This window comes from Acinetobacter sp. Q186-3, from assembly GCF_013420655.1.
Taxonomy (GTDB): Bacteria; Pseudomonadota; Gammaproteobacteria; order Pseudomonadales; family Moraxellaceae; genus Acinetobacter; species Acinetobacter indicus.
In genome coordinates this window covers 194,276-220,761 of record NZ_VOXS01000003.1, presented here as the reverse complement: position 1 = coordinate 220,761, position 26,486 = coordinate 194,276, and the positions used below count along the sequence as shown (strand labels likewise).

At 45.5% G+C, this 26,486-nt stretch carries 24 protein-coding genes; 18 read left to right on the top strand and 6 right to left on the bottom strand.

Features of this window, described 5'->3' with window-relative positions:
- Nucleotides 1-34 precede the first annotated feature (34 nt).
- Nucleotides 35-1,561, top strand: a complete 1,527-nt coding sequence (locus FTT64_RS04415) for a fumarate hydratase (RefSeq protein WP_005180157.1) — start codon at nt 35-37, stop codon at nt 1,559-1,561.
- 71 nt (nt 1,562-1,632) lie between these two features.
- Here the strand turns inward: FTT64_RS04415 and FTT64_RS04410 are convergent, their stop codons facing one another.
- From FTT64_RS04410 to tig, 4 genes are all read right to left on the bottom strand, one after another.
- Nucleotides 1,633-2,346, bottom strand: a complete 714-nt coding sequence (locus tag FTT64_RS04410) for a DUF2846 domain-containing protein (RefSeq protein WP_180182032.1) — start codon at nt 2,344-2,346, stop codon at nt 1,633-1,635.
- A gap of 169 nt (nt 2,347-2,515) precedes the next feature.
- The gene (clpX, locus tag FTT64_RS04405) at nt 2,516-3,826 is read right to left on the bottom strand and encodes an ATP-dependent protease ATP-binding subunit ClpX (RefSeq protein ID WP_180182033.1); all 1,311 of its coding nucleotides are present in this window, start codon (nt 3,824-3,826) and stop codon (nt 2,516-2,518) included.
- A gap of 27 nt (nt 3,827-3,853) precedes the next feature.
- Nucleotides 3,854-4,459: an ATP-dependent Clp endopeptidase proteolytic subunit ClpP gene (gene clpP / locus FTT64_RS04400; protein ID WP_005180162.1), complete on the bottom strand. Its 606-nt coding sequence runs from the start codon at nt 4,457-4,459 to the stop codon at nt 3,854-3,856.
- 191 nt (nt 4,460-4,650) lie between these two features.
- On the bottom strand, nt 4,651-5,982 hold the full coding sequence (tig, locus tag FTT64_RS04395; protein ID WP_075167430.1) for a trigger factor: 1,332 nt from the start codon (nt 5,980-5,982) through the stop codon (nt 4,651-4,653).
- A gap of 245 nt (nt 5,983-6,227) precedes the next feature.
- Between tig and FTT64_RS04390 the strand changes: the two genes are divergently transcribed.
- The 9 genes from FTT64_RS04390 to rdgB all read left to right on the top strand — a co-directional run bounded on the left by FTT64_RS04390 (nt 6,228) and on the right by rdgB (nt 18,003).
- On the top strand, nt 6,228-8,441 hold the full coding sequence (locus FTT64_RS04390; protein WP_180182034.1) for a TonB-dependent receptor domain-containing protein: 2,214 nt from the start codon (nt 6,228-6,230) through the stop codon (nt 8,439-8,441).
- 321 nt (nt 8,442-8,762) lie between these two features.
- Nucleotides 8,763-10,997 carry a catecholate siderophore receptor Fiu gene (locus FTT64_RS04385; RefSeq protein WP_180182035.1) on the top strand — a complete coding sequence of 745 codons (2,235 nt, stop codon included), beginning with the start codon at nt 8,763-8,765 and terminating at the stop codon, nt 10,995-10,997.
- A gap of 107 nt (nt 10,998-11,104) precedes the next feature.
- Complete coding sequence (locus tag FTT64_RS04380; protein ID WP_005180172.1) at nt 11,105-11,788, top strand: Fe2+-dependent dioxygenase; 684 nt, start codon at nt 11,105-11,107, stop codon at nt 11,786-11,788.
- On the top strand, nt 11,785-12,897 hold the full coding sequence (locus FTT64_RS04375) for an alpha-hydroxy acid oxidase (protein WP_180182036.1): 1,113 nt from the start codon (nt 11,785-11,787) through the stop codon (nt 12,895-12,897). The genes FTT64_RS04380 and FTT64_RS04375 overlap by 4 nt, the downstream gene beginning before the upstream one ends.
- 255 nt (nt 12,898-13,152) lie before the next feature.
- Nucleotides 13,153-14,850 carry a 2-isopropylmalate synthase gene (gene leuA, locus FTT64_RS04370; RefSeq protein ID WP_005180175.1) on the top strand — a complete coding sequence of 566 codons (1,698 nt, stop codon included), beginning with the start codon at nt 13,153-13,155 and terminating at the stop codon, nt 14,848-14,850.
- Between the two features lie 84 nt (nt 14,851-14,934).
- On the top strand, nt 14,935-16,095 hold the full coding sequence (locus FTT64_RS04365; protein WP_075167426.1) for a homoserine O-acetyltransferase: 1,161 nt from the start codon (nt 14,935-14,937) through the stop codon (nt 16,093-16,095).
- Entirely contained in the window at nt 16,095-16,688 is a 594-nt protein-coding gene (gene metW / locus FTT64_RS04360) for a methionine biosynthesis protein MetW (protein ID WP_045796675.1), read from the top strand. The genes FTT64_RS04365 and metW overlap by 1 nt, the downstream gene beginning before the upstream one ends.
- Nucleotides 16,685-17,275: a tetratricopeptide repeat protein gene (locus FTT64_RS04355; protein ID WP_160232313.1), complete on the top strand. Its 591-nt coding sequence runs from the start codon at nt 16,685-16,687 to the stop codon at nt 17,273-17,275. Before metW ends, FTT64_RS04355 begins: the two co-directional genes overlap by 4 nt.
- Before the next feature lie 101 nt (nt 17,276-17,376).
- Nucleotides 17,377-18,003, top strand: coding sequence for an RdgB/HAM1 family non-canonical purine NTP pyrophosphatase (gene rdgB, locus FTT64_RS04350; RefSeq protein WP_168383341.1), 627 nt, complete (start codon nt 17,377-17,379; stop codon nt 18,001-18,003).
- Nucleotides 18,004-18,198: 195 nt separating this feature from the next.
- On the opposite strand, the gene FTT64_RS04345 is transcribed toward rdgB, so the two are convergent.
- On the bottom strand, nt 18,199-19,080 hold the full coding sequence (locus FTT64_RS04345) for a permease (RefSeq protein ID WP_180182037.1): 882 nt from the start codon (nt 19,078-19,080) through the stop codon (nt 18,199-18,201).
- 161 nt (nt 19,081-19,241) lie between these two features.
- Between FTT64_RS04345 and tatA the strand changes: the two genes are divergently transcribed.
- The 4 genes from tatA (at nt 19,242) to FTT64_RS04325 (ending at nt 23,138) form a co-directional block, all read left to right on the top strand.
- Entirely contained in the window at nt 19,242-19,466 is a 225-nt protein-coding gene (gene tatA / locus FTT64_RS04340; RefSeq protein WP_005180185.1) for a Sec-independent protein translocase subunit TatA, read from the top strand.
- 19 nt (nt 19,467-19,485) lie between these two features.
- On the top strand, nt 19,486-19,932 hold the full coding sequence (gene tatB / locus FTT64_RS04335; protein ID WP_075167421.1) for a Sec-independent protein translocase protein TatB: 447 nt from the start codon (nt 19,486-19,488) through the stop codon (nt 19,930-19,932).
- A complete protein-coding gene (tatC, locus tag FTT64_RS04330; RefSeq protein WP_005180188.1) occupies nt 19,929-20,711 on the top strand; it encodes a twin-arginine translocase subunit TatC in 783 nt (260 codons plus the stop codon). The genes tatB and tatC overlap by 4 nt, the downstream gene beginning before the upstream one ends.
- Before the next feature lie 180 nt (nt 20,712-20,891).
- Nucleotides 20,892-23,138 carry a PhoX family phosphatase gene (locus tag FTT64_RS04325; protein ID WP_168384202.1) on the top strand — a complete coding sequence of 749 codons (2,247 nt, stop codon included), beginning with the start codon at nt 20,892-20,894 and terminating at the stop codon, nt 23,136-23,138.
- A 57-nt stretch (nt 23,139-23,195) separates the two neighbouring features.
- Here FTT64_RS04325 and FTT64_RS04320 read toward each other — a convergent pair whose 3' ends face one another.
- Nucleotides 23,196-23,978: an NRDE family protein gene (locus tag FTT64_RS04320; RefSeq protein WP_180182084.1), complete on the bottom strand. Its 783-nt coding sequence runs from the start codon at nt 23,976-23,978 to the stop codon at nt 23,196-23,198.
- A 94-nt stretch (nt 23,979-24,072) separates the two neighbouring features.
- Between FTT64_RS04320 and lgt the strand changes: the two genes are divergently transcribed.
- The 4 genes from lgt (at nt 24,073) to FTT64_RS04300 (ending at nt 26,394) form a co-directional block, all read left to right on the top strand.
- Entirely contained in the window at nt 24,073-24,882 is an 810-nt protein-coding gene (gene lgt, locus FTT64_RS04315) for a prolipoprotein diacylglyceryl transferase (RefSeq protein WP_016658551.1), read from the top strand.
- A gap of 83 nt (nt 24,883-24,965) precedes the next feature.
- Entirely contained in the window at nt 24,966-25,343 is a 378-nt protein-coding gene (locus tag FTT64_RS04310; RefSeq protein ID WP_016658550.1) for a hypothetical protein, read from the top strand.
- Entirely contained in the window at nt 25,344-25,718 is a 375-nt protein-coding gene (locus FTT64_RS04305; protein ID WP_005180197.1) for a hypothetical protein, read from the top strand.
- A 184-nt stretch (nt 25,719-25,902) separates the two neighbouring features.
- Complete coding sequence (locus FTT64_RS04300) at nt 25,903-26,394, top strand: lipocalin family protein (RefSeq protein ID WP_005180198.1); 492 nt, start codon at nt 25,903-25,905, stop codon at nt 26,392-26,394.
- Nucleotides 26,395-26,486 lie beyond the last annotated feature (92 nt).

The window sequence follows — 26,486 nt, the reverse complement described above, 5'->3', positions numbered from 1 at the left end:
CGCTAGCTATCAGCCCGCTCAAGAGAATTTTGATATGACAACTATTATCAAGCAAGATGACTTGATCACATCGGTTAAAGATGCGCTTCAGTTCATTTCTTACTATCACCCACAAGATTTCATCCAAGCGATGAGCCGTGCGTATGACCGTGAAGAAAACAAAGCTGCAAAAGATGCGATTGCACAAATCTTAATTAACTCTCGTATGTGTGCAGAGGGTCACCGCCCAATCTGTCAAGATACCGGTATCGTCAACGTATTCGTTGAAGTGGGCATGGATGTTAAATTTGATTTAACAATGAGCTTAGACGACGCAATTAACGAAGGTGTACGCCAAGGTTACTTAGAAAATTCGAACGTCCTGCGTGCATCTGTACTTGCTGACCCTGCATTTGGTCGTAAGAACACCAAAGACAACACCCCTGCGGTGATTTACCACAAACTGGTTCCAGGCAATAAAGTCGACATTACTGTTGCAGCCAAAGGTGGCGGTTCAGAAAACAAATCTAAACTAGCAATGCTTAACCCATCCGACTCTATCGTAGATTGGGTACTGAAAACTGTTCCAACCATGGGTGCAGGCTGGTGTCCACCAGGTATGCTCGGTATCGGGATCGGTGGTACTGCTGAAAAAGCCATGATGCTTGCCAAAGAAGCACTCATGGAAGAGATCAACATGGACGAACTGCTTCGTCGTGGTCCACAAAATAAACTTGAAGAACTTCGTATTGAAATCTTCGAAAAAGTAAACGCACTCGGTATTGGTGCACAAGGTCTGGGCGGTTTAACCACTGTACTTGACATCAAGATTAAAGATTACCCTTGCCACGCTGCGGGCAAACCAGTCGGTATGATTCCGAACTGTGCTGCAACACGTCACGCACACTTCACTTTAGATGGTTCAGGCGTTGCGCATATTCAGGCACCACGTCTTGAAGATTATCCTGAAGTCACTTGGGATTCATCTTCGTCTAAACGTGTTGACCTCGACAATATCACCCAAGAAGAAATGAACTCTTGGCAACCAGGCGATACGCTGCTGCTAAACGGGACCATCTATACCGGCCGTGATGCTGCACACAAACGTATGGTTGACATGCTCAACAACGGTGAAGAATTACCGGTTGATTTAAAAGGCAAGTTCATCTACTACGTAGGTCCTGTTGATCCAGTGGGTGATGAAGTGGTTGGCCCTGCAGGTCCGACAACAGCGACTCGTATGGACAAGTTCACTCGTCAGGTGTTAGAAGCGACTGGTCTTTATGGCATGATTGGTAAAGCAGACCGTGGTCCTGCGGCTATTGAAGCGATTAAAGACAACAAAGCAACGTACCTGATGGCTGTAGGCGGTGCTGCTTACCTGGTATCTAAAGCAATCCGCGAAGCTGAAGTAGTTGCTTTTGAAGACTTGGGTATGGAAGCGATCTACAAGTTTGTAGTAAAAGACATGCCTGTATCTGTCGCAGTTGACGTAAACGGTACTTCTGTACACGCGACTGCACCAAAAATCTGGCAAGCTAAAATTGGCAAGATTCCAGTGGTTGATGCCGCTGCTGGCTAATGAATGCTGTTGAAGCGATTAAAAAAGCACCCAAATCTGGGTGCTTTTTTTATTTCTCGATTCAAGCATTTTTACCAGGTGCGTGGGTCCCACAATTTAAATGGCTTAGTCAACTGCACATCGCTGGCCGGGTCATAATCGGCATGTTTGATTTTTTGTGCCTTAGAGCGAATTTTACCGGTGCTCTGGTCTTCAGCCACAAAATTATAACTGTGCGATTTCAATTGAGTAAAAGCAATTTCATTGAGGCCTACCGTTTCCGGCATCATGATTAAGGGACCAGAAATCGTGCGGCGGGTACTGCTATTTTCTTCATCATATTTAATAAAATAGGACTTGCCTGCTTCAACGGAAAAATCCAGATACTTCGGCTTTTGGAAATGCTGCACACCTAAAGGACGGCTGGTAGATAAACGATAATCCCCGGCTGGCAATTCAATCCAGTAATAATGATTATGCAGCAGGCTTGGAATGCGTTCGCTATTGATAAATAGGCTGGAGGCTACAATTTCCTGACGGTTCCAGCGTGAATCCGGACGATATAAATACACCACGGCGGCCTGATCATGCTGCGGCTGAATGGCTTTAAAGCGCTGACCCAGTTTCTGATTGACCCAACCGCCAATGGTAAACATGCCAAAGCGGTACTGTTCCAGCAAACTTGGCTTTTCATTCTGGTCAATAGCTTTTAACGTAGAGGTGGGCGGCAGCTGCGCCTCGGTTGACGACTTCCCATGACAGCCAGCCAATGCGACAGCCAGAAATACGATTGATATAGCACGCATGAACATCCCTCATTCCTTCGTTTTTATTTTTACACTTAACACTTTTTCAATATTTTTATTGGGTTGGGCATCCAGGCCCTGATGCAGAGATTAGCACTCTGTCTTATTTTTTCAAATAAAAAAACGTGCGAAAACCGTTGATTTCCGCACGTTTCTGACGAATAGCGTCTTAAGCCGTTTTTGAATTCACGACTTTTAAATCGGCTTTCGGCTGTTCTACCGCAACTTCTTTGCTTTGACGTTCCGCTTTTAATTCCGGCTTGGCCTGACCATTAATCACCGCTTCAGTGATGATGACCGTACCTACATCACTACGACTTGGCAAGTCATACATGATTTCAAGCAAGGCGTTTTCCAGAATTGAACGCAGACCACGCGCACCTGTATTACGTTCCAAGGCTTTTTTCGCCACTGCACGTAATGCAGCATCATCAAAGATCAGGTCGACATTTTCCATCTCGAACAGATATTCGTATTGACGCGTCAAGGCATTCTTCGGCTCGGTCAGAATCTGCATTAATGCTTCTTCATCCAGCTCATCCAGCGTTGCAATGACTGGCAAACGGCCAATAAATTCTGGAATTAAACCGAATTTCACCAAATCTGTTGCTTCAACCTGACGGAACAGTTCAGACAGCTTTTTACTTTCATCCTTGTTACGTACTTCAGCGGTAAAGCCAATACCACCTTTTTCCTGACGTTGCTGCACAATTTTCTCTAGACCCGAGAATGCACCACCACAGATAAACAGGATGTTGGAAGTATCAATCTGGATAAATTCCTGCTGCGGATGCTTACGGCCACCCTGCGGTGGAATAGAGGCCACTGTGCCTTCAATCATTTTCAGCAAGGCTTGCTGCACACCTTCACCCGATACATCACGGGTAATCGACGGGTTTTCAGACTTACGGGTAATCTTGTCGATTTCATCGATATAGATAATGCCTTTTTGCGCCTTTTCGACATCGTAATCGGCTTTTTGCAGCAGCTTCTGCACGATGTTTTCTACATCTTCCCCCACATAACCGGCTTCGGTTAAGGTGGTGGCATCGGCCATGGCAAACGGAACATCCAGCAAACGCGCTAAAGTCTGTGCCAATAAGGTTTTACCCGAACCGGTTGGACCCACCAGCAGGATATTACTTTTGGCAATTTCGACTGCATCATTGGTTTTTTGACCGTTATGCGTCACTTTCAGACGTTTATAGTGGTTGTAAACTGCCACTGATAAGGTCTTTTTCGCCAGGTCCTGACCAATCACATATTGATCCAGTGCAGCGCGAATTTCATGCGGTTTTGGCAACGGACGGGCGGCCCAGTCACTCGACTCAACTTGTTGACTGGTCTGAACCAGATCCAGGCATACGTCCACACATTCATTACAGATATATGCGTCCTCGCCTGCAATCAGCTTCCCGACTTCAGACTGCGTTTTACCGCAAAATGAACAATGTTTTTGTCCTTGAGGATGTTCGGACATATTCTCTCCAATTTAAATCTTTAAAACTTATGGACGCTTAGATAACACTTCGTCCACTAAACCGTATTCTTTGGCCTGCTGTGCAGTCATAAAGTTATCACGGTCGGTATCTTTGGCCACTTTTTCATAGTCCTGGCCACTGTGCTCTGCCATTAAACGGTTCAAGCGCTCTTTAATGAACAGGATTTCACGCGCATGAATTTCAATATCAGAGGCCTGACCACGGAAACCGCCTAAAGGCTGATGAATCATGACCCGGGCATTTTCCAGGCAGTAACGTTTACCTTTGGCACCAGCATTCAGCAGGAATGCACCCATTGACGCTGCCTGACCCATACAGTAAGTCACCACATCTGGCTTGATAAACTGCATGGTGTCATAAATCGCCATACCGGCAGTAACTGAGCCGCCTGGCGAGTTAATGTATAAATGAATATCCTTATCTGGGTTCTCTGCCTCTAAAAACAACATTTGCGCCACAATCAAGTTGGCCATGTTGTCTTCAACCTCACCCGTTAAAAAAATCACCCGTTCACGCAAAAGACGTGAATAAATATCAAAAGAACGCTCACCACGAGATGATTGCTCAACGACTACTGGAACCAATGCGTTATCAATTGATGGAACATACATACGTTTATTTATTCCTAAATTCTTGTGAGTTCACCCATGATCACAATATGAGGGATAATCATCTAAATTGCAAAATATTCACCCACAATTCATGGATATTTTTTGCATAAGCTTTGTAAACTTTAAAACCATCCAAGTTTTTATATTATATAAAAAAGGCGCCTTAGGCGCCTTTTTTACTTCAGCTGAAATTAGCCTTGTTGACGAGCTTGTTGCTCTTTCAATAAGTCTTCGTAGCTGACTTGTTTGTCAGTCACTTTTGCAGCTGCAAGAATGTGATCAACCACCTGGTCTTCTAACACAACTGCTTCAATTTGAGCACGTTGCTGTTTGTCATTTTTGAAGTATTCAATTACTTCGTTTGGATCTTCATAAGAAGATGCCATGTCTTCGATGTAAGCATCAACACGTGCAGCATCCACTTCAAGTTTCGCGTCTGCTAAAACTTTGCTCACCAATACGCCAAGTTTTACAGATTTTTCAGCTTGTTCTTTGAACAGTTCGTCTGGAAGCATGCTTGAGTCAAATGCTTTCGCACCTTGCGCACCAAACTGCTGCGTGAACTGTTGGATCATTTGTTGACGTTGACGGTCAATTTCTTGCTTAACCATAGATTCTGGAACTTCGATTTCGTTCGCAGCAACCAGCGCATCAAACGTTGCACCTTTCACCTGGTTACGAAGACCGTTTTTCACTTCACGTTCCATGTTTTTACGAACGTCAGCTTTTAACTTTTCAACGCCTTCTTCTTCAGTTAAACCGAAGATTTTTAAGAATTCAGCGTCAACTTCTGGAAGTTTTTGTTTTTCCACCAGTTTTACATTGATTTTGAACTGAGCTGCTTTACCTGCCAGCTGTTCAGCTTGGTAGTCTTCCGGGAAAGTTACATCAATAACTTTCTCTTCGCCTTTTTTCATGCCCACGATGCCGTCTTCAAAGCCCGGGATCATACGGCCAGAACCTAATACCAGTTTGAAGTCTTCAGCAGAACCGCCTTCAAATTTCTCGCCATCTACTGTGCCTTCGAAATCAAAAGTCACTTGCATGTCTTTTTTCGCCATGCCTTTGGTTTCAGCCCAAGTTGCACGCTGTTTTTGCAGATTTTCGATCATTTGATCTACATCTTTGTCGCTAACTTCAGATGCTTTACGCTCAACTTCCAGACCTTCGAATTTCACTTCAACTTCTGGATAAACTTCAACAGTCGCTTCATATACTAAAGCGTCGTCTTTCATTTCAGTTTTTTCAATGTTTGGCATACCAACAGCATTGATTTTTTCTTGTTGGATTGCTTCAAATACGGTGTCACGAATGATGTCGTTTACAACTTCTTGATAGATACCCGCGCCATATTCACGACGTACAACGTTTACAGGCACTTTACCTGGACGGAAGCCGTTAATCTTCGCAGTTTTAGCTGTGCGTTTTAAGCGAGCTTCGAACTGCTCGTTAATACGGCTCGTCGGTACAGATACATTTAAACGACGGGCAACGCCCGAAACCGCTTCAGAAGTTACTTGCATGGCTTCCTCGATATTTAGTAATAACAGTTTTTAAAAAAGTGCCATATTATATGACAACATTTAAAGATATACAAAATAACAAGCGATCAGAACAATTTTTCGGCTTAAATTCTTCATATTCCCTTCGCTATTTTTATCTATTGTCTAATATTTGTTGCAAATGATAAGTACTATCATTAATATTCAATGGTTTTTAACTCATATTTTTAACTATTCTTCTTATATCCCAATACTGGAATTCGGTTATGCGCACCTTTAACCTTCGCCCGCTTTCGCTCGCGATTCTTGGAATTTCTGCTAGTTCCACATTTGCAAATACAACCACTGAAACAACAGCTGACCCGACACATCAATTATCCACAATTGTGGTTTCTGCGGCGGGTTTTGAACAAGATATTAAAAATGCACCTGCTTCTATTAGCGTGGTCACAAAAGAAGATATTGAAAAGAAAAATGCCATCAGTATTGCTGATTTGTTAGCAGATGTTCCGGGTATCGACGTGCGTAATGGCGTTGGTAAAACAAGTGGATTAAATGTCAGCATGCGTGGTATGGGAGCTGATGACACTCTTATTTTAATTGATGGTCGTCGTCAAACAACATCTACTGATGTAACTCCTAACGGTTTTGGTGAAACATCAACAGGATTTATGCCACCACTTTCAGCAATTGAACGTATTGAGGTCATCCGTGGCCCAATGTCTACCCTGTATGGTTCAGATGCCATGGGTGGTGTGATTAATATTATTACTAAAAAAGTATCAGATGAATGGAATGGCAACGTGACTGTCAGCGGTAATGTCATGGAGCATGGTAAAGAAGCTGACTCATGGAAAACAAGTTTTTTACTCAATGGTCCATTAATCACTGACAAACTCGGATTACAGTTACGTGGCTCTTATTTAGATCGACAACGTTCTGAACGTGTAGTTGAAGGCTCAACAAGTCGTGATCCTCGTCCAAATAAAGCGGATAATTACGATCTAGGTGGAAAACTTTCATTTGTCATGAATGATCAGAATTCATTCTGGCTTGATACTTTCCATTCTAGCCAAACTTATAGTAATGAAGGCAATCGCTTAGGTAATGAAGATTGGACGACCACAACGAAACTTTCTGATGGCTCTGTAGTTTCTTCAGCGGATGGTTATAAAGATGAATTAGAGTTCAATCGTACTCAACTCGCAATTGGTCATGATGGTGATTACGATTTTGGTACATGGAAAACATATATCAGTCACTCATCGACTGAGACTAAAGGACGTTCACTACCAACTGGTGCATTCACAGAATCTGAAATTCTTAACAATGATCCATTAATTGCAAGCCCAAGAAAATTAAAAAATACCGATATCATTGCCGATAGCCATCTAGTTTCAACTATTGGTAATCACAAAGTAACTGTTGGAACACAATATAAAGAACAAATCATTGAAGATAATATTGCTCAGCATATTACCGGTAAAAATGAGTTTGATAGCAAATCTTGGGCACTTTATGCCGAGGATGAATGGCGTATTCTTGACAACCTCGGTTTTACTTTAGGTGGTCGCTATGAAGATCACTCTGGTTTTGGCGGACACTTCAGCCCACGCGCTTACTTAGTTTGGAATACTAATGATATTCTGACAGTTAAAGGTGGTGTCAGCACAGGTTATAAAGTGCCATCAGCTAAAGCTTTGGAAGATAATCTAATCAACCTTAGTCGACAAGGAAAGAGCTTTACTTTTGGTAATCCAGATTTAAAACCTGAAGAATCGACTAACTATGAACTTGGTTTTAACCTTCAACCAAATGACCAAATTACATTTACAACAACCGCTTTCTATAATGAAATCGAAAATGCTATTGTAAGTGTAGGTGCTCAGGACCATCCTCTTTGTACAACTGGCAAAACCTGTTCAAAGAATATTAATGCTAATGAAGCTGAAGTCTATGGTGTAGAAACCACTCTACAATATAGCATTATTCCTGAATGGGACCTTAAAGCTGCTTATACTTATACAAAGAGTAAGATTACTGATAGTAATAACCCTGAAACTGAAGGCAATTACTACAACAATAATCCACGTAATGCATTTAACCTAACTTCGACATGGCATATTAACCCGAACTTTGATTTATGGTTACAACACGAATATAAATCAAGTCGCGTTCGCTCAACTGATTCTTTTGAATCATTAGATGCGGAAGGCCAAGCCATTTACCAAGCTTCAGGCAACAAATTAGCTGGTTATAATTTGTTTAATTTAGGGGCGAGTTACACAGTAAATGACCAACTGCGCTTCAATATGGCGGTAAATAACCTTCTAGATAAAGACTTTACAGAATACACAACTGTGGAGTATTTAGATGGCACTAATAATGAAACGACTCAAAGTTACAGATATTTATCTGGTTTAGAGGGAACTTATCTCCCAGGCCGCAACTACTGGTTATCCATCTCTTATGACTTCTAATCTGGATTTCACATAAGAACCCAAAACCCTGCCCCGGCAGGGTTTTTTAATTCTTAAAACCAATCAAATTAAATCAAAAATACGATTATTCAAATATTCTTATTGATTTATTTCATTAAATGGCTCCAATCCATAAATATTTTCTTAATTGTTTAGCTTTTTTTAACCAATTTTCATATTGTTACTGAGAATTATTATCACTAAAATTTGCATTACTTATTGAACGTATACAATAAGTCCATCATTACTCTGCATTTGAACTGCGCACTCAAATCATTGTGGTAAGGGAATTTTGTCATTCATATCAGGAAATACACCACCATGGCACAGATTAAGAGCCGTAAACATCAACGCACTGCACCATTCGTTGCCCTTGCAGCCACCCTGCCGCTCATGGCACATGCAACCACAGCAACCGAAGAAGTCACCCAGCTTCCTGAAATCACGGTGAAATCTCAGGCTGAAAATAAATATAAAACCAATCAGCTCAGCTCCGCGAAACAGACCCAGCCACTGGTCGATACCCCACAAACAGTTTCTGTTATTAATCAAACCTTATTAAAAGAACAAGGCGCGACGTCACTGGTTGAAGCGCTACGCAATACCCCGGGCATTACCTTACAAATGGGTGAAAATGGTAATACCAGCGCCGGCGATACCTTCCAGATGCGTGGTTTCTCTACCCAAACCTCTACCTATGTCGATGGTATCCGTGATTTGGGCGCAGTCAGCCGCGATGTATTTAACCTGGAACAGGTCGAAGTCGTGAAAGGCCCGGCCGGTGCAGAAGCCGGTCGTGGTTCAGCATCCGGTTATATCAACCTGGTCAGCAAACTGCCGCATCTGCAAAACAGCAGCGAAGTCTCTGCCAGTTACAACACCGCAGAAAATGCCCGCCTCTCAGCCGATATCAACCAAGCCATCAATGACAATACCGCTTTTCGTCTCAATGTCATGGGACAAGAAGGGGGCGTGCAAGGCCGTGATGTGCTCGAAAACAATAGCTATGCCATTGCCCCATCTGTTGCCTTTGGCCTGAATACTCCGACCCGCCTGTATTTATATTCACAGCACGTCCGTCAACGTAATATCCCTGATGGCGGTATTCCAACCATTGGTATGGAAGGCTTCTGGAATGCCAATCCGGATATTGCCCAAGCTGGCAAGGTTAATCGTGAAAACTATTATGGCCATGTAGATGATTACGAAGATGTCGATGCCGACATGTTCACCGCGAAAATTGAAAGTGATCTGGCAGATAATCTAAAACTGACTAATATCACCCGTTTGGGTCAAACCCAGATGAACCGAGTCCTGACCGGGATCAACACCATTTCTGCACATGATTCGACCAATCCGGCCGACTGGACCATCAGCCGTTCACGTCAGGGGGTTGATCAGGAAAATAAAATTCTGGCCAACCAGACCACTTTAAACCTGAACCTGAAAACCGGTGCCATTGAACATGAGGTGGTGGCTGGTCTGGAATTTTTAAAAGAGCAGCAATACACCCGCAATCTGGCCACCCAAATGCCGGATGAGCCTGCAGTATCCACCACTGAAGCCAACCTGTATAACCCAAATCCCAATGATCCGATGGCCGACCTGATCTATAACGGTGCTTATAGCGATGGTGAAACCCAGACGGCTGCGGCTTATCTGTTTGATACCTTAAAATTTGGCGAACGCTTCCAGTTAAATGGTGGAGTACGGGTAGATTATTACGAAACCGACTATCAAGGCCTGTCCTTACCTCGCGGTGCAAATGCTCTCGTGGCTTCAGATATCAGTGCACATGACACCCTGCTGAGCTGGAAACTTGGTGGTCTGTACAAACCAACTGCTTACAGCAGCGTTTATGCCTCTTATGGCAAATCCTTAACCCCACCGGGCAGCGCCAACTTTGTGATGTCTGAGTCGGGCATTAACAGTGCAGCGGCAGAACCGCAAGAAACCCATCATTATGAACTGGGTAGCAAATGGGATCTGCTTGATGGTCGTCTAGCCCTCAATGCCGCAGTCTATCGCACGGAAAATGAAAACCAGTTTACCCAGGATGCGATTACCCAGGAATCCATCCAGGAAGGTAAAACTATTGTCGATGGGGTTGAGCTGAGTGCAGTCGGCCAGATTACCGATGCCTGGAATATTTCTGCCGGTGTGGCGCATATGAAAACCAAACAGGAAGATCAGCAAAGTTTCCGTGACAATGTCATGACCCGTACCGATAGCGTGCGCTGGTCACCGGAATGGACCGCCTCATTATGGACCACCTATGACATTGCCGGCTTTAAACTGGGTCTGGGTGCACGTTATGTCGATGAGCAAAAACGTGTCGTCACCGACAGCACTGCTCCAGCCAATATGCCAAGCATTCCAAGCTATGTGGTATTTGATGCCATGGCCGGTTATCAGTTCAATGAAAATGCCTCACTGAACCTGAATGTCTATAACCTGGCAGATGAAGAGTACATCAGCACCTTGAACAACGGCGGTTCGCGTATGACGCTTGGTCAGGAGCGCAGTGCCAGCCTGACCTTTAACTATAAGTTCTAAGTTTTATTTTGTTCTGTTGAAGCAGCATTTATCTGAAATGCTGCTTCATTTTTTATTTGGCTTTATGATGACAGACAGCGCTCTGTCTGAAGGATGATTCAAGTCTCATGATGCTGCATGTTCCTCAAGTTCTCAGTAAAGCGGCCGTGGCTGACATCCGTCAGCAGCTTAACCAGCATACCGCCTGGATTGATGGCCAGCACAGTGCCGGGCCACAGGCAAAAAAAAGCAAACACAATCTGCAATTTGACCCACAGCATCTGGTGTATCCAGCGCTGGCTGAACAGATTGAACAGGCACTGAGACAGCATCCGCTGGTACAATCTGCGACCTTAGCCAAACATATTCTGCGGCCAATGTTTAACTGCTATCAGCAGCAAGGGACGTATGGCAATCATGTCGACAGCGCGGTGCATTATTCGGCTGCACATCAGCAGCTGATTCGTACCGATGTTTCCATGACCTTATTTTTGTCTGAACCGGAAGAATATCAGGGCGGCGAACTGGTGATTGAAGACACCTATGGCGCACATGAAGTTAAACTGGATGCCGGTGATGTGATTCTCTATCCCGCCACCAGCCTGCACCGGGTGGAACCGGTCACTGCCGGCCGGCGCATTGCCGCCTTTACCTGGGCACAAAGCATGATTCGCGATGACTGGCAGCGCAGCATGCTGTTTAATTTAGATATGACCATTGGCCAACTACGCCAGCAACTTGGCGATAATGAACAAGTGCTGCAACTGACCGCGCATTATCATAATCTGCTGCGTCAATGGGGCGAACTATGACATCTGCCCAGCCACTGCCACCGCTTACCCAGATTCCAGCCTATCTGCAAACCATTGCCGACTATGAAGCCCAAGCCAGCAAACATTTAACGCCGGCCACCTGGCACTATTTACAAGGCGGCGCCATGGATGAGCGCAGCCTGCAACAGAATCTGGACCAGTTTCAGCAGCTGCAACTGCTGCCCAGAATGCTGCGTGACCTGAGCCAAGGCCATACCCGCTGCGAACTGTTCGGGCAGGAATTTCCCCATCCAATTTTTCTAGCTCCGGTTGGCCATCAACAACTGTTTCATCCACAGGGTGAACTGGCCACTGCCCTCGCGGCAGAAGCAATGGGCAGTAATCTGGTGCTAAGTCATTTAAGTACTACCGATCTGCGTGAAGTTGCGCCAACAACCCCTCTTAAATGGTTTCAGCTGTATTGGCAAGGCAATCGCGAACAATCGCTGGCACTGGTGCAACTGGCAGAGCAACAACAGTTTAAAGCCATTGTGGTGACCGTCGATTCACCGCATAGCGGCGTTCGTGACCGTGAACGTCGGGCCGGTTTTCAAGTGCCGGCGCATCTGCCTCATCCGCATCTATCTTCCTTTACATCCCCCATCCTCAGGCCAGAGCAACATCCCCTGTTTGATGGTCTGATGCAACAGGCACCGACCTGGGAAGATATCGCCTGGCTGGTACAGCAAACGTCTTTACCGGTGCTGCTCAAAGGCATTGTGCATCCTGAAGATGCTCAACTGGCATTGCAATACGGTGTACAGGGACTGGTCATTTCCAATCATGGTGGCCGGGTGCTAGATGACTGCATTAGCCCACTGACAGCTCTACAGATGATACGCGCACAACTGCCGGCAAATTCTCCCTTAGTGCTGGATGGTGGCATCCGCCGCGGCTCCGATATTTTTAAGGCGCTGGCCTTGGGCGCATCCGCCGTGCTGATTGGCCGGCCGTATATTTATGGTCTGGCAGTAGCCGGTGCGTTAGGTGTGGCGCATGTGATTAAAATTTTGCGGGAAGAACTGGAAGTGACCATGGCTTTAATGGGAACGGCGCGCCTGCAAGAGATCAATAGTCGCTATATTTTTCACAAAAACCAGATCCAGTGAAATTTTTTATCTCCACAACCTTTAATGATGCAAATTAAGAGAATAATTTCCACTTCAGTTGGCTTATATTTATCTTAGGAATTTGCAAGACCGCGAACGGTACCAGCCAGGTAGCAACTCTTTCTGAAAATGTGGACTGATCCTAATATTTTCCGGAAATACGCTTGTAAATTGATACCATAGATACCATCTATATAAGTAGTACGTTGCTTTTCTATAAGCTTAAGCAACCCATGCTTCACAAGGAGTTACCTCATGATGTTGGCTGATCCAAGTAAAAAATATCGTCGCATGTATCAACGTGTTGACTTGCCAGACCGTCAATGGCCGAACAACGAAATTACAAAAGCGCCTATCTGGATGAGCACCGACCTGCGTGATGGTAACCAGGCAATTTTCGAACCAATGAGCATTGAACAGAAGTTCAAAATGTTCCAGATGTTGGTGAAAATTGGCTTTAAGCATATTGAAATTGGCTTCCCGTCTGCTTCACAAATTGACTTCGATTTCACCCGTAAATTGATTGAAGAAAACCACATTCCAGATGATGTGTATATCGAGGTTTTGGTTCAGGCACGTGACCATTTGATTCAGCGTACCTTTGAAGCATTGGAAGGTGCAAAACGCGCGATTGTACATATCTATAACTCCAACTCGCCAACCTTCCGTCAAAAAGTCTTGAATGTTGATGTCGCGGGTGCCAAACAGTTGGCCATTAACGCTGCTGAAAAAGTGAAAGAATACGCAGCGCAATATCCAGAAACGGACTGGATTTTCCAGTACAGCCCGGAATGTTTCACCGCAACCGAATTGGAAGTGGCTAAAGATGTCTGTGACGCCGTGACTGAAATCTGGGAAGCTTCTCCTGAAAACAAAGTCATCTTAAACTTGCCTGCGACTGTAGAAGTTTCGACTCCAAACGTATATGCCGACCAGGTCGAGTGGATGCACCGCAACATCAAACGTCGTGACGGGGTGATCATCTCTGTTCACTGTCATAACGACCGTGGCTGTGGTATTGCTGCCTCTGAATTGGCGATTATGGCCGGTGCTGACCGTGTTGAAGGTTGTGTGTTTGGTAACGGCGAGCGTACCGGTAACGTTGACGTGGCAGCAATTGCCTTGAACATGTACACCCAGGGCGTGGCACCAGAATTGGATTTCTCTAACATCAACGAAATTATTGCGACCGTAGAAGAATGTACCGGTTTACCTGTGCATCCACGTCATCCATATGCCGGTGATTTGGTGTTCACGGCGTTCTCGGGTTCACACCAGGATGCGATTAAAAAAGGCTTTGAATACCAGAAAAACGAAGAAATCTGGGATATGCCTTACTTGCCAATCGATCCGAAAGACTTGGGCCGTGACTATGATGCCGTGATTCGGGTGAACTCGCAGTCAGGTAAAGGCGGGATTGCTTACTTGTTAGAATCGAACTACAACGTGGTGTTGCCGCGTCGTGTACAAATCGAGTTCTCGCAAGTGGTGCAGCAAGTGACCGATGAAGAAGGCACTGAAATTTCAGCACAGCAAATCTGGTCATTGTTCCAGCAAACCTATGTCGATGCCAAAGATTCACATTATTCTGCCAAGAGCTATAAATTGTCTGATGACAATGGCAAACAGGTAATTGAACTTGAAGTGGTGGTGAATGGCTCGACACAGCAGTTGCGCGGTGAAGGTAACGGTCCGATCTCGGCCATTTTGGATGCCTTGCAGTTACCAATTGATGTCTTGAACTATGAAGAACGCGGCATCAGCTCGGGTGCCAATGCCAAAGCCTTGGCCTTGGTTGAGTTGCAGGTGAAAGGTACCGGTAAATCTGCCTTTGGTGCCGGGGTGCATGACAACATTGTGACTTCATCCATTGAAGCCATTATTGCCAGCACTAACCGTCTGATTGATCAGGGCGTATTAAGCAAAGAACAATTGGTTGCTGCTGCCGTTTAAGCACATAAAGTACTTTAGAAAGGATACCCCAAGTGGTATCCTTTTTATTTATTCATTCTAAAGATTCTAAGGCGAATTATTCCTGTGTCTTTCCCTGCTAACTCTGTGGGTGTCGTAACGCCACAACAGTTTCAATTTGAAGAGCCGTTAGAGCTGGAATGTGGACGCATTCTGCCACGTTTTGAACTGATGGTTGAAACTTACGGAAGCTTGAATGCCGACAAATCCAATGCCATTTTAATCTGCCATGCCCTGTCCGGGCATCATCATGCGGCGGGCTATCATCATGAAGATGATAAAAAGTCTGGCTGGTGGGACAGCTGTATTGGTCCGGGCAAAGCCATTGATACCTCTAAATTCTTTGTGGTGGCACTGAACAATATTGGTGGCTGTCATGGTTCGACCGGTCCAACCTCACCCAACCCGGAAAATGAAAACCGCCCTTATGGTCCGGATTTCCCGCTGGTGACGGTGCGTGACTGGGTCAAAACCCAGGCCATGCTATCAGACCGCTTAGGCATTCAAAAATGGTATGCAGTGATTGGCGGTTCTTTGGGGGGCATGCAGGCCTTGCAATGGTCGGTTGATTATCCGGACCGTCTAGAAAAATGTGTGATTATTGCCAGTGCGCCAAAACTGTCGGCACAGAATATTGCCTTTAATGAAGTCGCGCGTCAGTCGATTCTTTCTGATCCTGATTTTCATCATGGCCGTTATCTGGAACATGACAGCTATCCAAAACGTGGCCTGATTCTGGCGCGGATGGTCGGACACATCACCTATCTGTCTGAAGAAGCCATGAAGCAGAAATTTGGCCGTGACCTGAAACTGGGCAAATTCATGTACGGTTTCGATGTCGAGTTTCAGGTGGAAAGCTATTTGCGCTATCAAGGTGAACAGTTCAGCCGTAACTTTGATGCCAACACCTATTTAATTATGACCAAGGCGCTGGATTATTTTGATCCGTCGCGTGAATACGAACAGTCGCTGGTACAGGCCATGGCCCATACCCAATGCCAGTTCCTGGTGATTTCGTTTACCACCGACTGGCGTTTCTCGCCTTCGCGTTCGCAGGAAATTGTCGATGCGCTGATTAGCAACCATAAACCGGTCAGCTATTTAGATATTGATGCCGAACAGGGCCATGACTCCTTCCTGTTCCCGATTCCTTTATATGTCAAATCTTTAAGAGCATTTTTGGGAGGTGCAGAACACCTCAAGACAACCCCGCAGGAGGCTGTGTAATGCGTATTGATCAGCAACTTGCCGAAAAGTGGATTAAGCCCGGTTCCCGCGTTTTAGACCTCGGTTGTGGTGATGGTGAACTGCTGGCCCACATGAGTAAAAAGCACAATATTCGTGCTTACGGCCTGGAAATTGACCAAGAAAAGATTGCAATTGCCGTCAGTCGGGGGTTAAATATCATCCAACAAGACTTAAACCTCGGTTTAAGCCGCTTTGCCGACCAGTCTTTTGACTATGTGGTCATGGCACAAGCCTTGCAAGCTGTAGATGCACCTGACGTATTATTGCGTGATATGGTGCGTGTCGGAAAACAGGCGATTATTACCTTTCCGAACTTTGCCCACTGGAAGACCCGTTCTTTCCTGGCACTGAAAGGGAAAATGCCGGTTTCAGAAGCTTTGCCGTATATGTGGTACAACACCCCGAACATCCACCTCTGTACTTTCCGTGATTTCGAAGCACTCTGTGCTGAAAACAATATCCGTATTATTAATCGACTCGCTGTGAATGGGGATCAACAAGTTAGTTTACTCAGTAAACATATCCCGAATCTGTTTGGTGAAGTCGCAATTTATCGAGTGAGCGCTCTATGAAAAAATTATTATTAAGCACGACGCTACTGGTTGGACTTTTTAGCCTGCAGGCGCATGCAGATTACGTGGCACCAGGCAGCTCGGTGTCGAGCCAGGCCGCCCAGTATTCGGTGATGGACATTCAAGGTCTGATTAAAGCCGCCAAAGCCGGTCGGGCCGGTGCGCAGTTCTATCTGGCAACCAAATATCTACATGGTCAGGATGTCGCCAAAGATGAACGTCAGGCCTTTGCCTGGTATAAAGCCGCTGCCGATCAGGGACTGTCTTCAGCCCAACTGAACGTAGGCCGTATGCTGGCCGATGGCATTGGCACCAAAAAAGATGAAGTCCTGGCCCGTCAGTATTTTGAAAAAGCGGCCAGCCGCGGTGATAATCGCGCCAGCTTTAACTTGGCGATGATGGAAGAGAAAAAGAAAAACTATATGGGTGCTTATCAGTGGTATGAACTGTCTACCCGTGATGGCATGCTCGACAATAAAGTGATTTCTTTATCTGAAGGCAAAAAAACGGCTTTAGCTGCCAACCTGACCCAGGAACAGATTCGTCAGGCGCGTGACCGTGCCGACAAATGGATTCAGGCGCAATAAGCCAGGTTCAAAAACACTAGCACCTTCGGGTGCTTTTTTCATGCCATCTGGCGGTTTTCGGTTAAACTAGCCGGCATGTTTTCAATCATGAGTAATTCGAGATGACTGCACCTGCTTGGCTCTCTCAAGGCACCCTGGTTCTGGCCAGCAATAACAAAGGCAAAATTGCGGAATTTGAAAAACTGTTTGCAGAACTGAATTTACCGGTTGATGTCATCCCGCAAGGCCAGCTTAATATTGAAGATGCCATTGAAGATGGCCTGAGCTTTGTTGAAAATGCGATTATTAAAGCGCGTCATGCCTCTAAAATTTCTGGCAAACCCGCGATTGCTGATGATTCCGGGATTTGCGTACCGGCACTGGACGGCGCACCGGGAATTTACTCTGCCCGTTATGCCGGCGCACATGGCAATGATTCCGCCAATAATGAAAAACTGCTGGCAGACTTACTGCCTTTACGCAAAGATGGAACAGCGATTGAAGGTATGTTCGTTTGTGTGCTGGCCCTGGTGCAGCATGCCGAAGATCCTTTACCACAAATTTTCCAGGGCATCTGGCAAGGTGAAATTCTGGATGCTCCACGTGGTGAAAATGGTTTTGGTTATGATCCACTGTTCTGGTTACCGGAACTGGGGATTTCCAGCGCAGAGATGAGCAAGGAAGAAAAAAATAAGATCAGCCATCGAGGTCAGGCGATGCAGCTGTTTAAAGCGAGTTTGGAGAAGTAACATCCTTTTAAAACTCCTCCCTTTGAAAAAGGGAGGCTGGGAGAGATTCTTCTATACATCTTTCTTCTGACGCTAAAATATTGCTCATTTCTACAAAGGGTTTCCGTAAATCCCCCTCTTTAATAAAGAAGGACTTTCAAAAACTTTTATACCCTCTCTCTAACTCTCTCCCAAAGGGAGAGAGAACTTTTTGATTTATAAACCCGGCACCACCGCATGCATCACCACGCCATATACGCCAATCAAAATCGCACTGGCAATCGTTCCTGAGGCAATATATTTAGCCGAATAACCGGTGCCCTGATAATGGGTTTCTAGTGCCACAATATTAGCAGCCGGTGGCAGTAGAAAAAACATCAGCATGACGGCATAAATCAAGGTCTGCTGCGGAATGGGTAAACACCAATACGCCACAGCACATAGCAATAAGGCCAGTGGAATACGTGCGACCAGTAAACCCAGGCTGCGTTTTAAGTCAGCCCAGCCAATCCGGACTTTACTCAGCCACATCCCCAGCACACACATACCGGCAAAGGTCACCAGTACTTTATTGCTTTGATAAATGACTTGTAGCCAGGTCTGATGTTCAAACTGGCTCACATCCCAAAAAGATAGAATACCCGCCAGACTCAGGGCAATCACCGGCGGTGAAAGCAGCACATTTTTAACAATAAACTTTAATTCTTGCCGGGTTTGGCTCACCGCCATCACCGCACAAACATTGCCAAATAAGGATCCGCCAATATACAGCGCTACAATAATACTGCTGGCCGCAGGTCCAAACAGAGCCAAGGCAAAGGGAAAACCCAGCCAGGCCCCATTTAAATAACTGAAGCACAGTGCGATCAGTTTATCTTTTTGCAAGATATAAAAGACCGCAAAGAAAATGATGGAACTGACCAGACTAAAACCAATCAGCCACAAGCTGCCGTCCTGATAAAACACCATGTTGTAGATAATCAGTAACGGAATAAACAGCCGGGCCAGCAACATCGCTAGCACCGGACGCAACGGCTTTAAATACGCGACCCCGAAGTATCCAATCAGAAATGAAATTAGCGGAAGCAGCAGCGCCATGCGGGTACACAGGAAGGCAGAAAAGTGGTGATTATCCTAACATAATTGATGGCGAAACATGCTTTTAGCCCATCTGCTGTCTTTGAATCGCAATATTCCTGTCACCTCGCTGTCATCTAGACCTGTTGAGATATGTCTTGAATTAAAAAGAGGTAAATATTATGGCTGGTTTATCGATCTGGCACGTTCTGATTTTTGCAATTGTGGTGATTCTTCTGTTTGGTACATCTAAACTGAAAAACTTAGGCAAAGATGTGGGCGGTGCGGTTAAAGACTTTAAAAAATCAATTAAAGATGATGAAACGACCACTGCGGCCCTGAACGAGCCACGGACCATTGAACATCAAGCGACATCATCTGATGTTAACACGACTGTAAAACAATAATTTTTCAGGTAATTTTGTTATGCTCAATATTGGAATGACGGAACTGCTGTTTTTCGGCATCATTGCATTATTGGTGCTGGGTCCAGAAAAGCTGCCTGAAGCTGCACGTTTTGTTGGAAAGTGGTACGGCAAAATTAAACGTACCATCAGCAATGTGCAAAATGATATTGATCGGGAACTTCGACTTTCTGAACTGCGTGAACAGATGCAACAGGAAATGGCACGTATTCAGGAACTTGAGCAAAAAATGCAATCTCAGATGCATGAGCTAAAACAACAAAAAATATTCGCGGAAGAACAACCGAACCAGACCGCTGCAACGGATAATAAAAATTTGCCGATGCGCTATACCTTTATTGCCCCGCAACCTTCGCTGTTGCTGCGTCCTCAGCATCAACCGCTAAATTCGGCTGAAGCTATTCCTCCGACCACGTCACAATTTACCGATTATAAGGTGGCTGTATGAGTCAAAGTTCTCCTTCTCAATTGCCAGCGGCGACAGTGGGCGAGCAGGCTGCTTTAGAAGAAATGCCGATCACCAAACATCTGGTGATTCTACGCAAGCATCTATTTAAAATTGTGGGTTTGGTTATTGCACTGTTTTTCTGCTTATTGCCTTTTGCCAATCGCACCTATCAGATTTTATCTGAGCCGCTGCGTGCGCAGTTGCCGACCTCATCGACCATGATTGCTACCGATGTCACGGCCACCTTTATGGCACCGTTTAAGCTGAACTTTTTTGTGGCGTTGATGATTGCGATGCCATTTATTATTTATCAGCTGTGGGCTTTCGTAAAACCGGCATTATATGAAAAAGAGAAAAGTCTGGCGCTGCCATTGCTCATAAGCAGTATTGCCCTGTTCTATATTGGGATTTCATTTGCTTACTTTATTGCACTGCCGTCAATTCTGCACTTTTTCATCAGTGTGTCACCGGAAACAGTTGCCCCGATGACCGATATTAATAGTTATCTGACTTTTTGTTTGAAGCTATTTTTGGTGTTCGGATTTACCTTTGAAATTCCGATTATTACCCTATTGCTGATTTTAATTGGTGTGGTTAGTACCCAGCAGCTGGTCGAAAAACGTCGCTTTATTATTGTCGGCTGTTTCTTTGTTTCGATGTTTGTGACCCCACCGGATGCGCTGTCGATGATTATGCTGGCCATTCCAATGTGGATGTTATTCGAATTGGGCTTATTTGCTGGCAAGCTGATTGAGAAGCGTCGGCTGACTGCAGAATAAGTTTTTACAAACCCGATTAAAAAAGAGCAGCTCCGGCTGCTCTTTTTTATTTTAGTAAACCATTGTTCTTATTTAACTTTTTTGAAATATTTTCTTCAAGGTACTGTCATATTCAGCGGGTAGTTTATTTCTAGCTTTTAAGCAGCAACCAAGCCATTAAAGAAAAGCTAGGACTTTTAAATGAACAACGATGAAATGATTCCGTGTCAGGATCTGACCGAAGATAGTAACACTTCAAATAATACGCATTTTCAAACGATTCTTGATCAACATATGAATCGTCGTGGTTTTATTGCAAAAACTACAAGTGGGGCAATGGCATTAGCATTTGCAGCAAGCGTGAGCGGCTGTTCAGATGATGATAATGATTCTGGTAATTCAGGTGAAAATCCAACCTCTCCTCCAGACACAACCTCTCCTGATCAGCATGAGTGGAGCGATCTGAACGCCCGCCCGAATAAATTAACCTTTGAACCTGTGAGAAAAAATACAGCGAACTTCTTCAGTGTTCCTGCAGGCTACCAGCTGAAAGTGTTATATGCAGTAGGCGATCCAATTAACCCTACTTATCCAGAAAAAACCGATGCTGAACTACCATCAGGTGCATCTTATCAATTCCGTGCCGGCGATAACCATGATGGTATGAGCTTCTTCGGTATGCATCCAACCAACAAAAACTATGCTGCCAAAGAATCAAAACAAGGCTTGCTGGTATTAAACCATGAGTATCTGCAGCAATCTCAGTTACATACCCCTGTGGGCACGATTTCAGTAGATGGCATCCGCCCTGAAGATCAGGTTTTACGTGAAGTAAATGCTCACGGTGTATCTGTTGTTGAAATTAGCAAAGATGAAAATACCCAAGACGTTAAAATTAATTTAAATTCTGAATTTAACCGTCGTATTACTGCCGCAACTGAAATGGAAATCCGTGGTCCAGCGCGCGGTTCTGATCTGGTTAAAACCCGATTCTCTCAAGACGGTACTTTAACACGTGGTACATTTGCAAACTGCGGTAACGGTTATACACCTTGGGGGACATATCTGACTGCAGAAGAAAACTGGAGCGGTTATTTCGCTCGTCAAGCCAATGACACACGTGCCATTGCAAAAGAAGAAATTGCCTTATCACGTTATGGTCGTGGTGGTGCTAATGCCCGTTCTTCGCAATATTTATGGAATACTCCAGTTGCCGAGTTAACTGGTGACAAAGATCTGTATGATCGTTGGGATATTTCAGTTAAAGGTGAAAACGCGCTAGCAGACTACCGTAATGTCATGAACACTTGTGGCTTTATTGTTGAAATTGACCCGTTTAGCGCAACTGAACGTCCAGTAAAACGTACTGCACTCGGCCGTTTTGCACATGAAGATTGTCGTTGTAGTAACCCGATCCCTGGTCAGCCATTAGCGTTCTATATGGGTGATGATGCGACAGGTGAATATATCTATAAGTTCGTATCAGATGCAGTGTGGGACCCTAAAGATGTCAACGGCGGCTATGCTGCAGGCGACAAATATATGAATAACGGTACATTATATGTTGCCAAGTTCAATGATGATGGTACCGGTGAATGGTTAGAACTGTCGCATAACCAGAATGGCCTCACCTCTGCGAATGCAATCTATCCTTTCTCCGGTCAGGATGATGTCGTTGTTCATGCCCGTCTTGCTGCAGACCACGTTGGTGCAACCAAAATGGACCGCCCAGAATGGGTTGCAGTGAACCCTGAAAATGGCGAAGTTTATGTCACCTTAACCAATAACAGCAGCCGTGGTCGTTCGTATCCAACTGATGCCGCTAACCCACGTAGCTATATTGACTTCAAGGGCACAAGCGCAAGTAGTTCCGGAAACATGAATGGCCATATTATTCGCTTCCGTGAAGAAGGCGACACGGTAGCCGCTACAGCATTTAAATGGGATATCTTCTTATTTGGTGCTGAAGCACGCGCTGAGTCAAACATCAACCTGTCTGGTCTAGACGATATGAACGACTTCTCTAGCCCGGATGGTATGTGGTTTGACCCACGTGGTATCCTTTGGATTCAAACCGATGATGGTCAATATACAGATGAAACCAACTGTATGATGCTTGCAGCACTTCCAGGTTCAGTCGGTGATGGCGGTACCGCGATTGCAGCAAGTACCAAAGCAGGTGGTCAAGAAACAATTGTGGGTGCACAGCTTTCTAATGACCGTGTCCGCCGCTTCCTGGTTGGTCCATCTGGCTGTGAAATTACCGGGGTAACCATTACACCTGACTATAAAGCGATCTTTGTCAACGTACAGCACCCAGGTGGTGCTTGGCCAGCGAACCAAAGTACCCGCTACAGCGCGTTAGGTAAAGTTCCTCGTTCAGCTACTGTGGTCATCACCCGTAAAGACGGTGGTCCGATTGCAGGTGAGGCACTAGAGCAAGCATAAAACGCTTTCTCTTAAGCATCCTTAAACTTAAAAATACCGGCTTGATGCCGGTATTTTTTATTTATGTAATGGAATATTCAGCTCCACGATCTGTCCGGCGGTTTCACCCTGCTGGCTTTTCTCTAACCAGTGCCATTGCTGAGCATTTAATCTTAAAATATTGGAACAGCGTGTACCATACGCCGGACTCTGAATAAAGGTCGACGACAATAACTCTTCCAGCTCGACAGAAATGCCGGTTTCTGGCAATAAATCTGCAATCACCTTGCGTTCATCTTCCAGAATATCCCAGGCAGCATGCTGCAGATCTGCTTCTGGCATCTGGGCTTGCTGTAACATCGGTAAAAATTCCTGGGTAAAGCGTTTACGCAAATGGCCAGTTTTTTCCCAGTGCTCGCCCATTAAGCCATTGGACACTACATATACCCCTTTGGCCAGCACTTGCGGCGCCTCCCCTCGGTTGCTCATATACACCGCCTGTTCCCGGTCGCCGACAAATAAATTAAAGCCGGCATAATCGCACTGGCGCGGCTCCAATGCTTGTGCAAAGCGAATTGGACTTAATTCAGATTCCAGAAAATCCTGAATCAGATGGCCGCGTGAGGTCGGATAATTGTGCTGATCCTGTCCATTACGAAAATTGGTAACAATGGCCCAGCGGCCGCTGGCGGTCACGCCCATCCAGGTGCCACCCGACTGCAAGTCCTGTCCGGCATAAATCGGGCTATTTTCCCAGGCATGCAACGCCGCAGTCGGACGCTGATAAAACTCATCACGGTTTGAAATTAAACATAAAGGCAGCTCATCCAGAACCTGCCAGGCAAAGGCCACAATACACATAATTTCCTGCTCGCTATCTTTACACATTGAATGTACAACATTTTTCATCTTATTCAGCTAAAATCTGTGCAAAACAGAATGACAAGGAACAGGAATGCTGACCTATCCAAATATTGATCCGGTGGCGATATCGCTGGGTCCCTTACAAGTCCACTGGTATGGACTGATGTATTTACTGGCCTTTTTATTTGCCTGGGGTCTGGCCACCTATCGCGCCAAGCAGCGTGGCTGGACGCCGGACATGGTTTCGGACCTGATCTTTTACGGCGCGCTGGGTGTGGTCATTGGCGGCCGTGTCGGTTATGTGTTCTTTTATGGCTTTGAGCAGTTTCTGGCCAATCCGGTGTGGCTGTTTCAAGTCTGGACCGGGGGCATGAGTTTCCACGGTGGTTTCCTGGGGGTCATGCTGGCCATGCTGTTCTGGTGCAAAAAATACCAGATGACCTGGTTCCAAACCCTGGACTTTATTGCACCTTGTGTCCCGACCGGGCTGATGTTTGGACGCATCGGCAACTTTATTGGTGGCGAGTTATATGGCCGTCCGGTCACTGATCCAAACTTTGCACTGGGCATGATTTTCCCGACCGATCCACTACAGCTGGTACGTCATCCATCACAGTTGTATCAGGCGCTGTTTGAAGGGCTGCTGTTATTTATTCTGCTGTGGTGGTTCAGTTCCAAACCGCGTCCACGTATGGCGGTTTCGGCACTGTTCCTGATTGGTTATGGTCTGGCGCGTTTTGTGGTGGAATTCTTCCGCGAACCGGACAATGGTCAGCTATTTATTGCCTGGATGAGTAAAGGCCAATTCCTGAGTCTGCCAATGATTCTGGTCGGTCTCTGGATGATGTGGTACGCCTACCAGAAAAAAATCTATGACTGGGGCCCACAGAAAAATAGTTAAACCGGAGCGAGGCATTGGCCTCGCTTTTTTTATACCATTTTTGCTAAAGTGCATGCACCCTTGCACAATTCATCTGGTGGGCTATGCTCGAATTCTGGTTTAATCCCAACGTATCCGTACTGCAAAAACTCATGCTGTTTATTCTGATTGCAGTGGTCACCGGCGTTTTATACTGGATGCAACCGCTGGCCTATGATGCCATCCTGATGTTTATGGGCACCGGTATTATTTTTCTGATTTGCCGTTACTGCAAAATTCATTTTGCGGCACAACGTCCCACCGGTTTACTGTATCGCCTGCTGACCTGGATTCCGATTGCCCTGCTGTTGGCACTGATTTTTATGAACATGCAACAGGGTGAAATTTTATTGCCGGGCGCGCAAGGTTTAGGCTTTATGGCTCTGGCAATTTGTCTGTTCTCGCCACTGTCATTGCTGCATCAACATCAGGATCAGGCTTAAATGCTCAGTTTCTGGTATTCCGCGCGTTGTCATCGCCAGCTTAAACTGATGATCTGTATTGGCACCTGTCTGCTGATTTATCTGGCTTCGACGCAGGCACAGCTGCCACCGTTTTGGGTCATCCTCAGTCTGATTCTGGGCATGGGCTTACATCTGCTGTATCAATGGAGCAATCGTCGTTCCTGGCCAGAACATCAGCGCAGACTGATGTACGGGGGATTGAATCTGGCACCGCTGCTCCTGCTGGCCGTATTGCTGCTGTTTCTACCGAAAATGCAACTTTGGGCCATGGCCTTGCAAGCACTCGGCTTTATCTTGGTAGGACTGTTTATGGTGTCGATCTACCAGCAACGTGCCAAACGGTTTGACTCCTAAGCTTTATTTTCCTGTCCAATTTTTTGCATTTTAATAACCTGTGTAGCAGTTGCTGCACAGAAAACCGGGCTGAATTTACACTGCATACATGCCGAAACAGGAGCGCTAACAACAATAACCCGAATCCCGTTCAGCCTGCTTAGAATAACTGCAGTCTTTATGAAAATAATTCAGGAAGTTGTTTATGAATTCAGAACTCAACACCATTTCCGGTTTTAACCTGCAACGTTATTTGGGCACCTGGTACGAAATTGCCCGTTTGCCAATGCGCCATGAACCCGAAGACAGTACCGATATTTCCGCCACCTACAGCCTGAATGAAGATAGCAAAGTGCGTGTGCAAAACCGCCGTCTGGATGGTCAGGGTCAACTAGATGAATCGATTGGTGAAGCCACCCCGGTCGATGCTGAACATGGCAAGCTGGAAGTCAGCTTCTTGCCAGAAGGCCTGCGCTGGATTCCGTTTACCAAAGGTGATTACTGGATTTTAAAACTTGATCCGGAGTATCAGACCGCACTGGTCGGTGACCCGAGCCGCAAATACTTATGGTTGCTGCATCGTCATCCACAGCTGGATGAAGCCACACAAAATGAATATCTGGCGCAGGCCAAAAGTCTGGGTTATGACCTGAGTGATCTGATTTACACCCCGCACACCGGTCGGCCAACCGCATAAGCTGCCGCTATTTTGCTGAGGCATCTTTTTTAAGATGCCTTTTTTAATGATGATGAATATTCATCTCGGCCCGGCATCAATGTTATGATGGC

Excerpts from the sequence above, each read along its gene's own strand:
- FTT64_RS04415 (WP_005180157.1), top strand. The coding sequence starts at position 35 with ATGACAACTATTATCAAGCAAGATGACTTGATCACATCGGTTAAAGAT.
- FTT64_RS04410 (WP_180182032.1), bottom strand. The coding sequence starts at position 2,346 with ATGCGTGCTATATCAATCGTATTTCTGGCTGTCGCATTGGCTGGCTGT.
- clpX (WP_180182033.1), bottom strand. The coding sequence starts at position 3,826 with ATGTCCGAACATCCTCAAGGACAAAAACATTGTTCATTTTGCGGTAAA.
- clpP (WP_005180162.1), bottom strand. The coding sequence starts at position 4,459 with ATGTATGTTCCATCAATTGATAACGCATTGGTTCCAGTAGTCGTTGAG.
- tig (WP_075167430.1), bottom strand. The coding sequence starts at position 5,982 with ATGCAAGTAACTTCTGAAGCGGTTTCGGGCGTTGCCCGTCGTTTAAAT.
- FTT64_RS04390 (WP_180182034.1), top strand. The coding sequence starts at position 6,228 with ATGCGCACCTTTAACCTTCGCCCGCTTTCGCTCGCGATTCTTGGAATT.
- FTT64_RS04385 (WP_180182035.1), top strand. The coding sequence starts at position 8,763 with ATGGCACAGATTAAGAGCCGTAAACATCAACGCACTGCACCATTCGTT.
- FTT64_RS04380 (WP_005180172.1), top strand. The coding sequence starts at position 11,105 with ATGATGCTGCATGTTCCTCAAGTTCTCAGTAAAGCGGCCGTGGCTGAC.
- FTT64_RS04375 (WP_180182036.1), top strand. The coding sequence starts at position 11,785 with ATGACATCTGCCCAGCCACTGCCACCGCTTACCCAGATTCCAGCCTAT.
- leuA (WP_005180175.1), top strand. The coding sequence starts at position 13,153 with ATGATGTTGGCTGATCCAAGTAAAAAATATCGTCGCATGTATCAACGT.
- metW (WP_045796675.1), top strand. The coding sequence starts at position 16,095 with ATGCGTATTGATCAGCAACTTGCCGAAAAGTGGATTAAGCCCGGTTCC.
- FTT64_RS04355 (WP_160232313.1), top strand. The coding sequence starts at position 16,685 with ATGAAAAAATTATTATTAAGCACGACGCTACTGGTTGGACTTTTTAGC.
- rdgB (WP_168383341.1), top strand. The coding sequence starts at position 17,377 with ATGACTGCACCTGCTTGGCTCTCTCAAGGCACCCTGGTTCTGGCCAGC.
- FTT64_RS04345 (WP_180182037.1), bottom strand. The coding sequence starts at position 19,080 with ATGGCGCTGCTGCTTCCGCTAATTTCATTTCTGATTGGATACTTCGGG.
- tatA (WP_005180185.1), top strand. The coding sequence starts at position 19,242 with ATGGCTGGTTTATCGATCTGGCACGTTCTGATTTTTGCAATTGTGGTG.
- tatB (WP_075167421.1), top strand. The coding sequence starts at position 19,486 with ATGCTCAATATTGGAATGACGGAACTGCTGTTTTTCGGCATCATTGCA.
- tatC (WP_005180188.1), top strand. The coding sequence starts at position 19,929 with ATGAGTCAAAGTTCTCCTTCTCAATTGCCAGCGGCGACAGTGGGCGAG.
- FTT64_RS04325 (WP_168384202.1), top strand. The coding sequence starts at position 20,892 with ATGAACAACGATGAAATGATTCCGTGTCAGGATCTGACCGAAGATAGT.
- FTT64_RS04320 (WP_180182084.1), bottom strand. The coding sequence starts at position 23,978 with ATGTGTATTGTGGCCTTTGCCTGGCAGGTTCTGGATGAGCTGCCTTTA.
- lgt (WP_016658551.1), top strand. The coding sequence starts at position 24,073 with ATGCTGACCTATCCAAATATTGATCCGGTGGCGATATCGCTGGGTCCC.
- FTT64_RS04310 (WP_016658550.1), top strand. The coding sequence starts at position 24,966 with ATGCTCGAATTCTGGTTTAATCCCAACGTATCCGTACTGCAAAAACTC.
- FTT64_RS04305 (WP_005180197.1), top strand. The coding sequence starts at position 25,344 with ATGCTCAGTTTCTGGTATTCCGCGCGTTGTCATCGCCAGCTTAAACTG.
- FTT64_RS04300 (WP_005180198.1), top strand. The coding sequence starts at position 25,903 with ATGAATTCAGAACTCAACACCATTTCCGGTTTTAACCTGCAACGTTAT.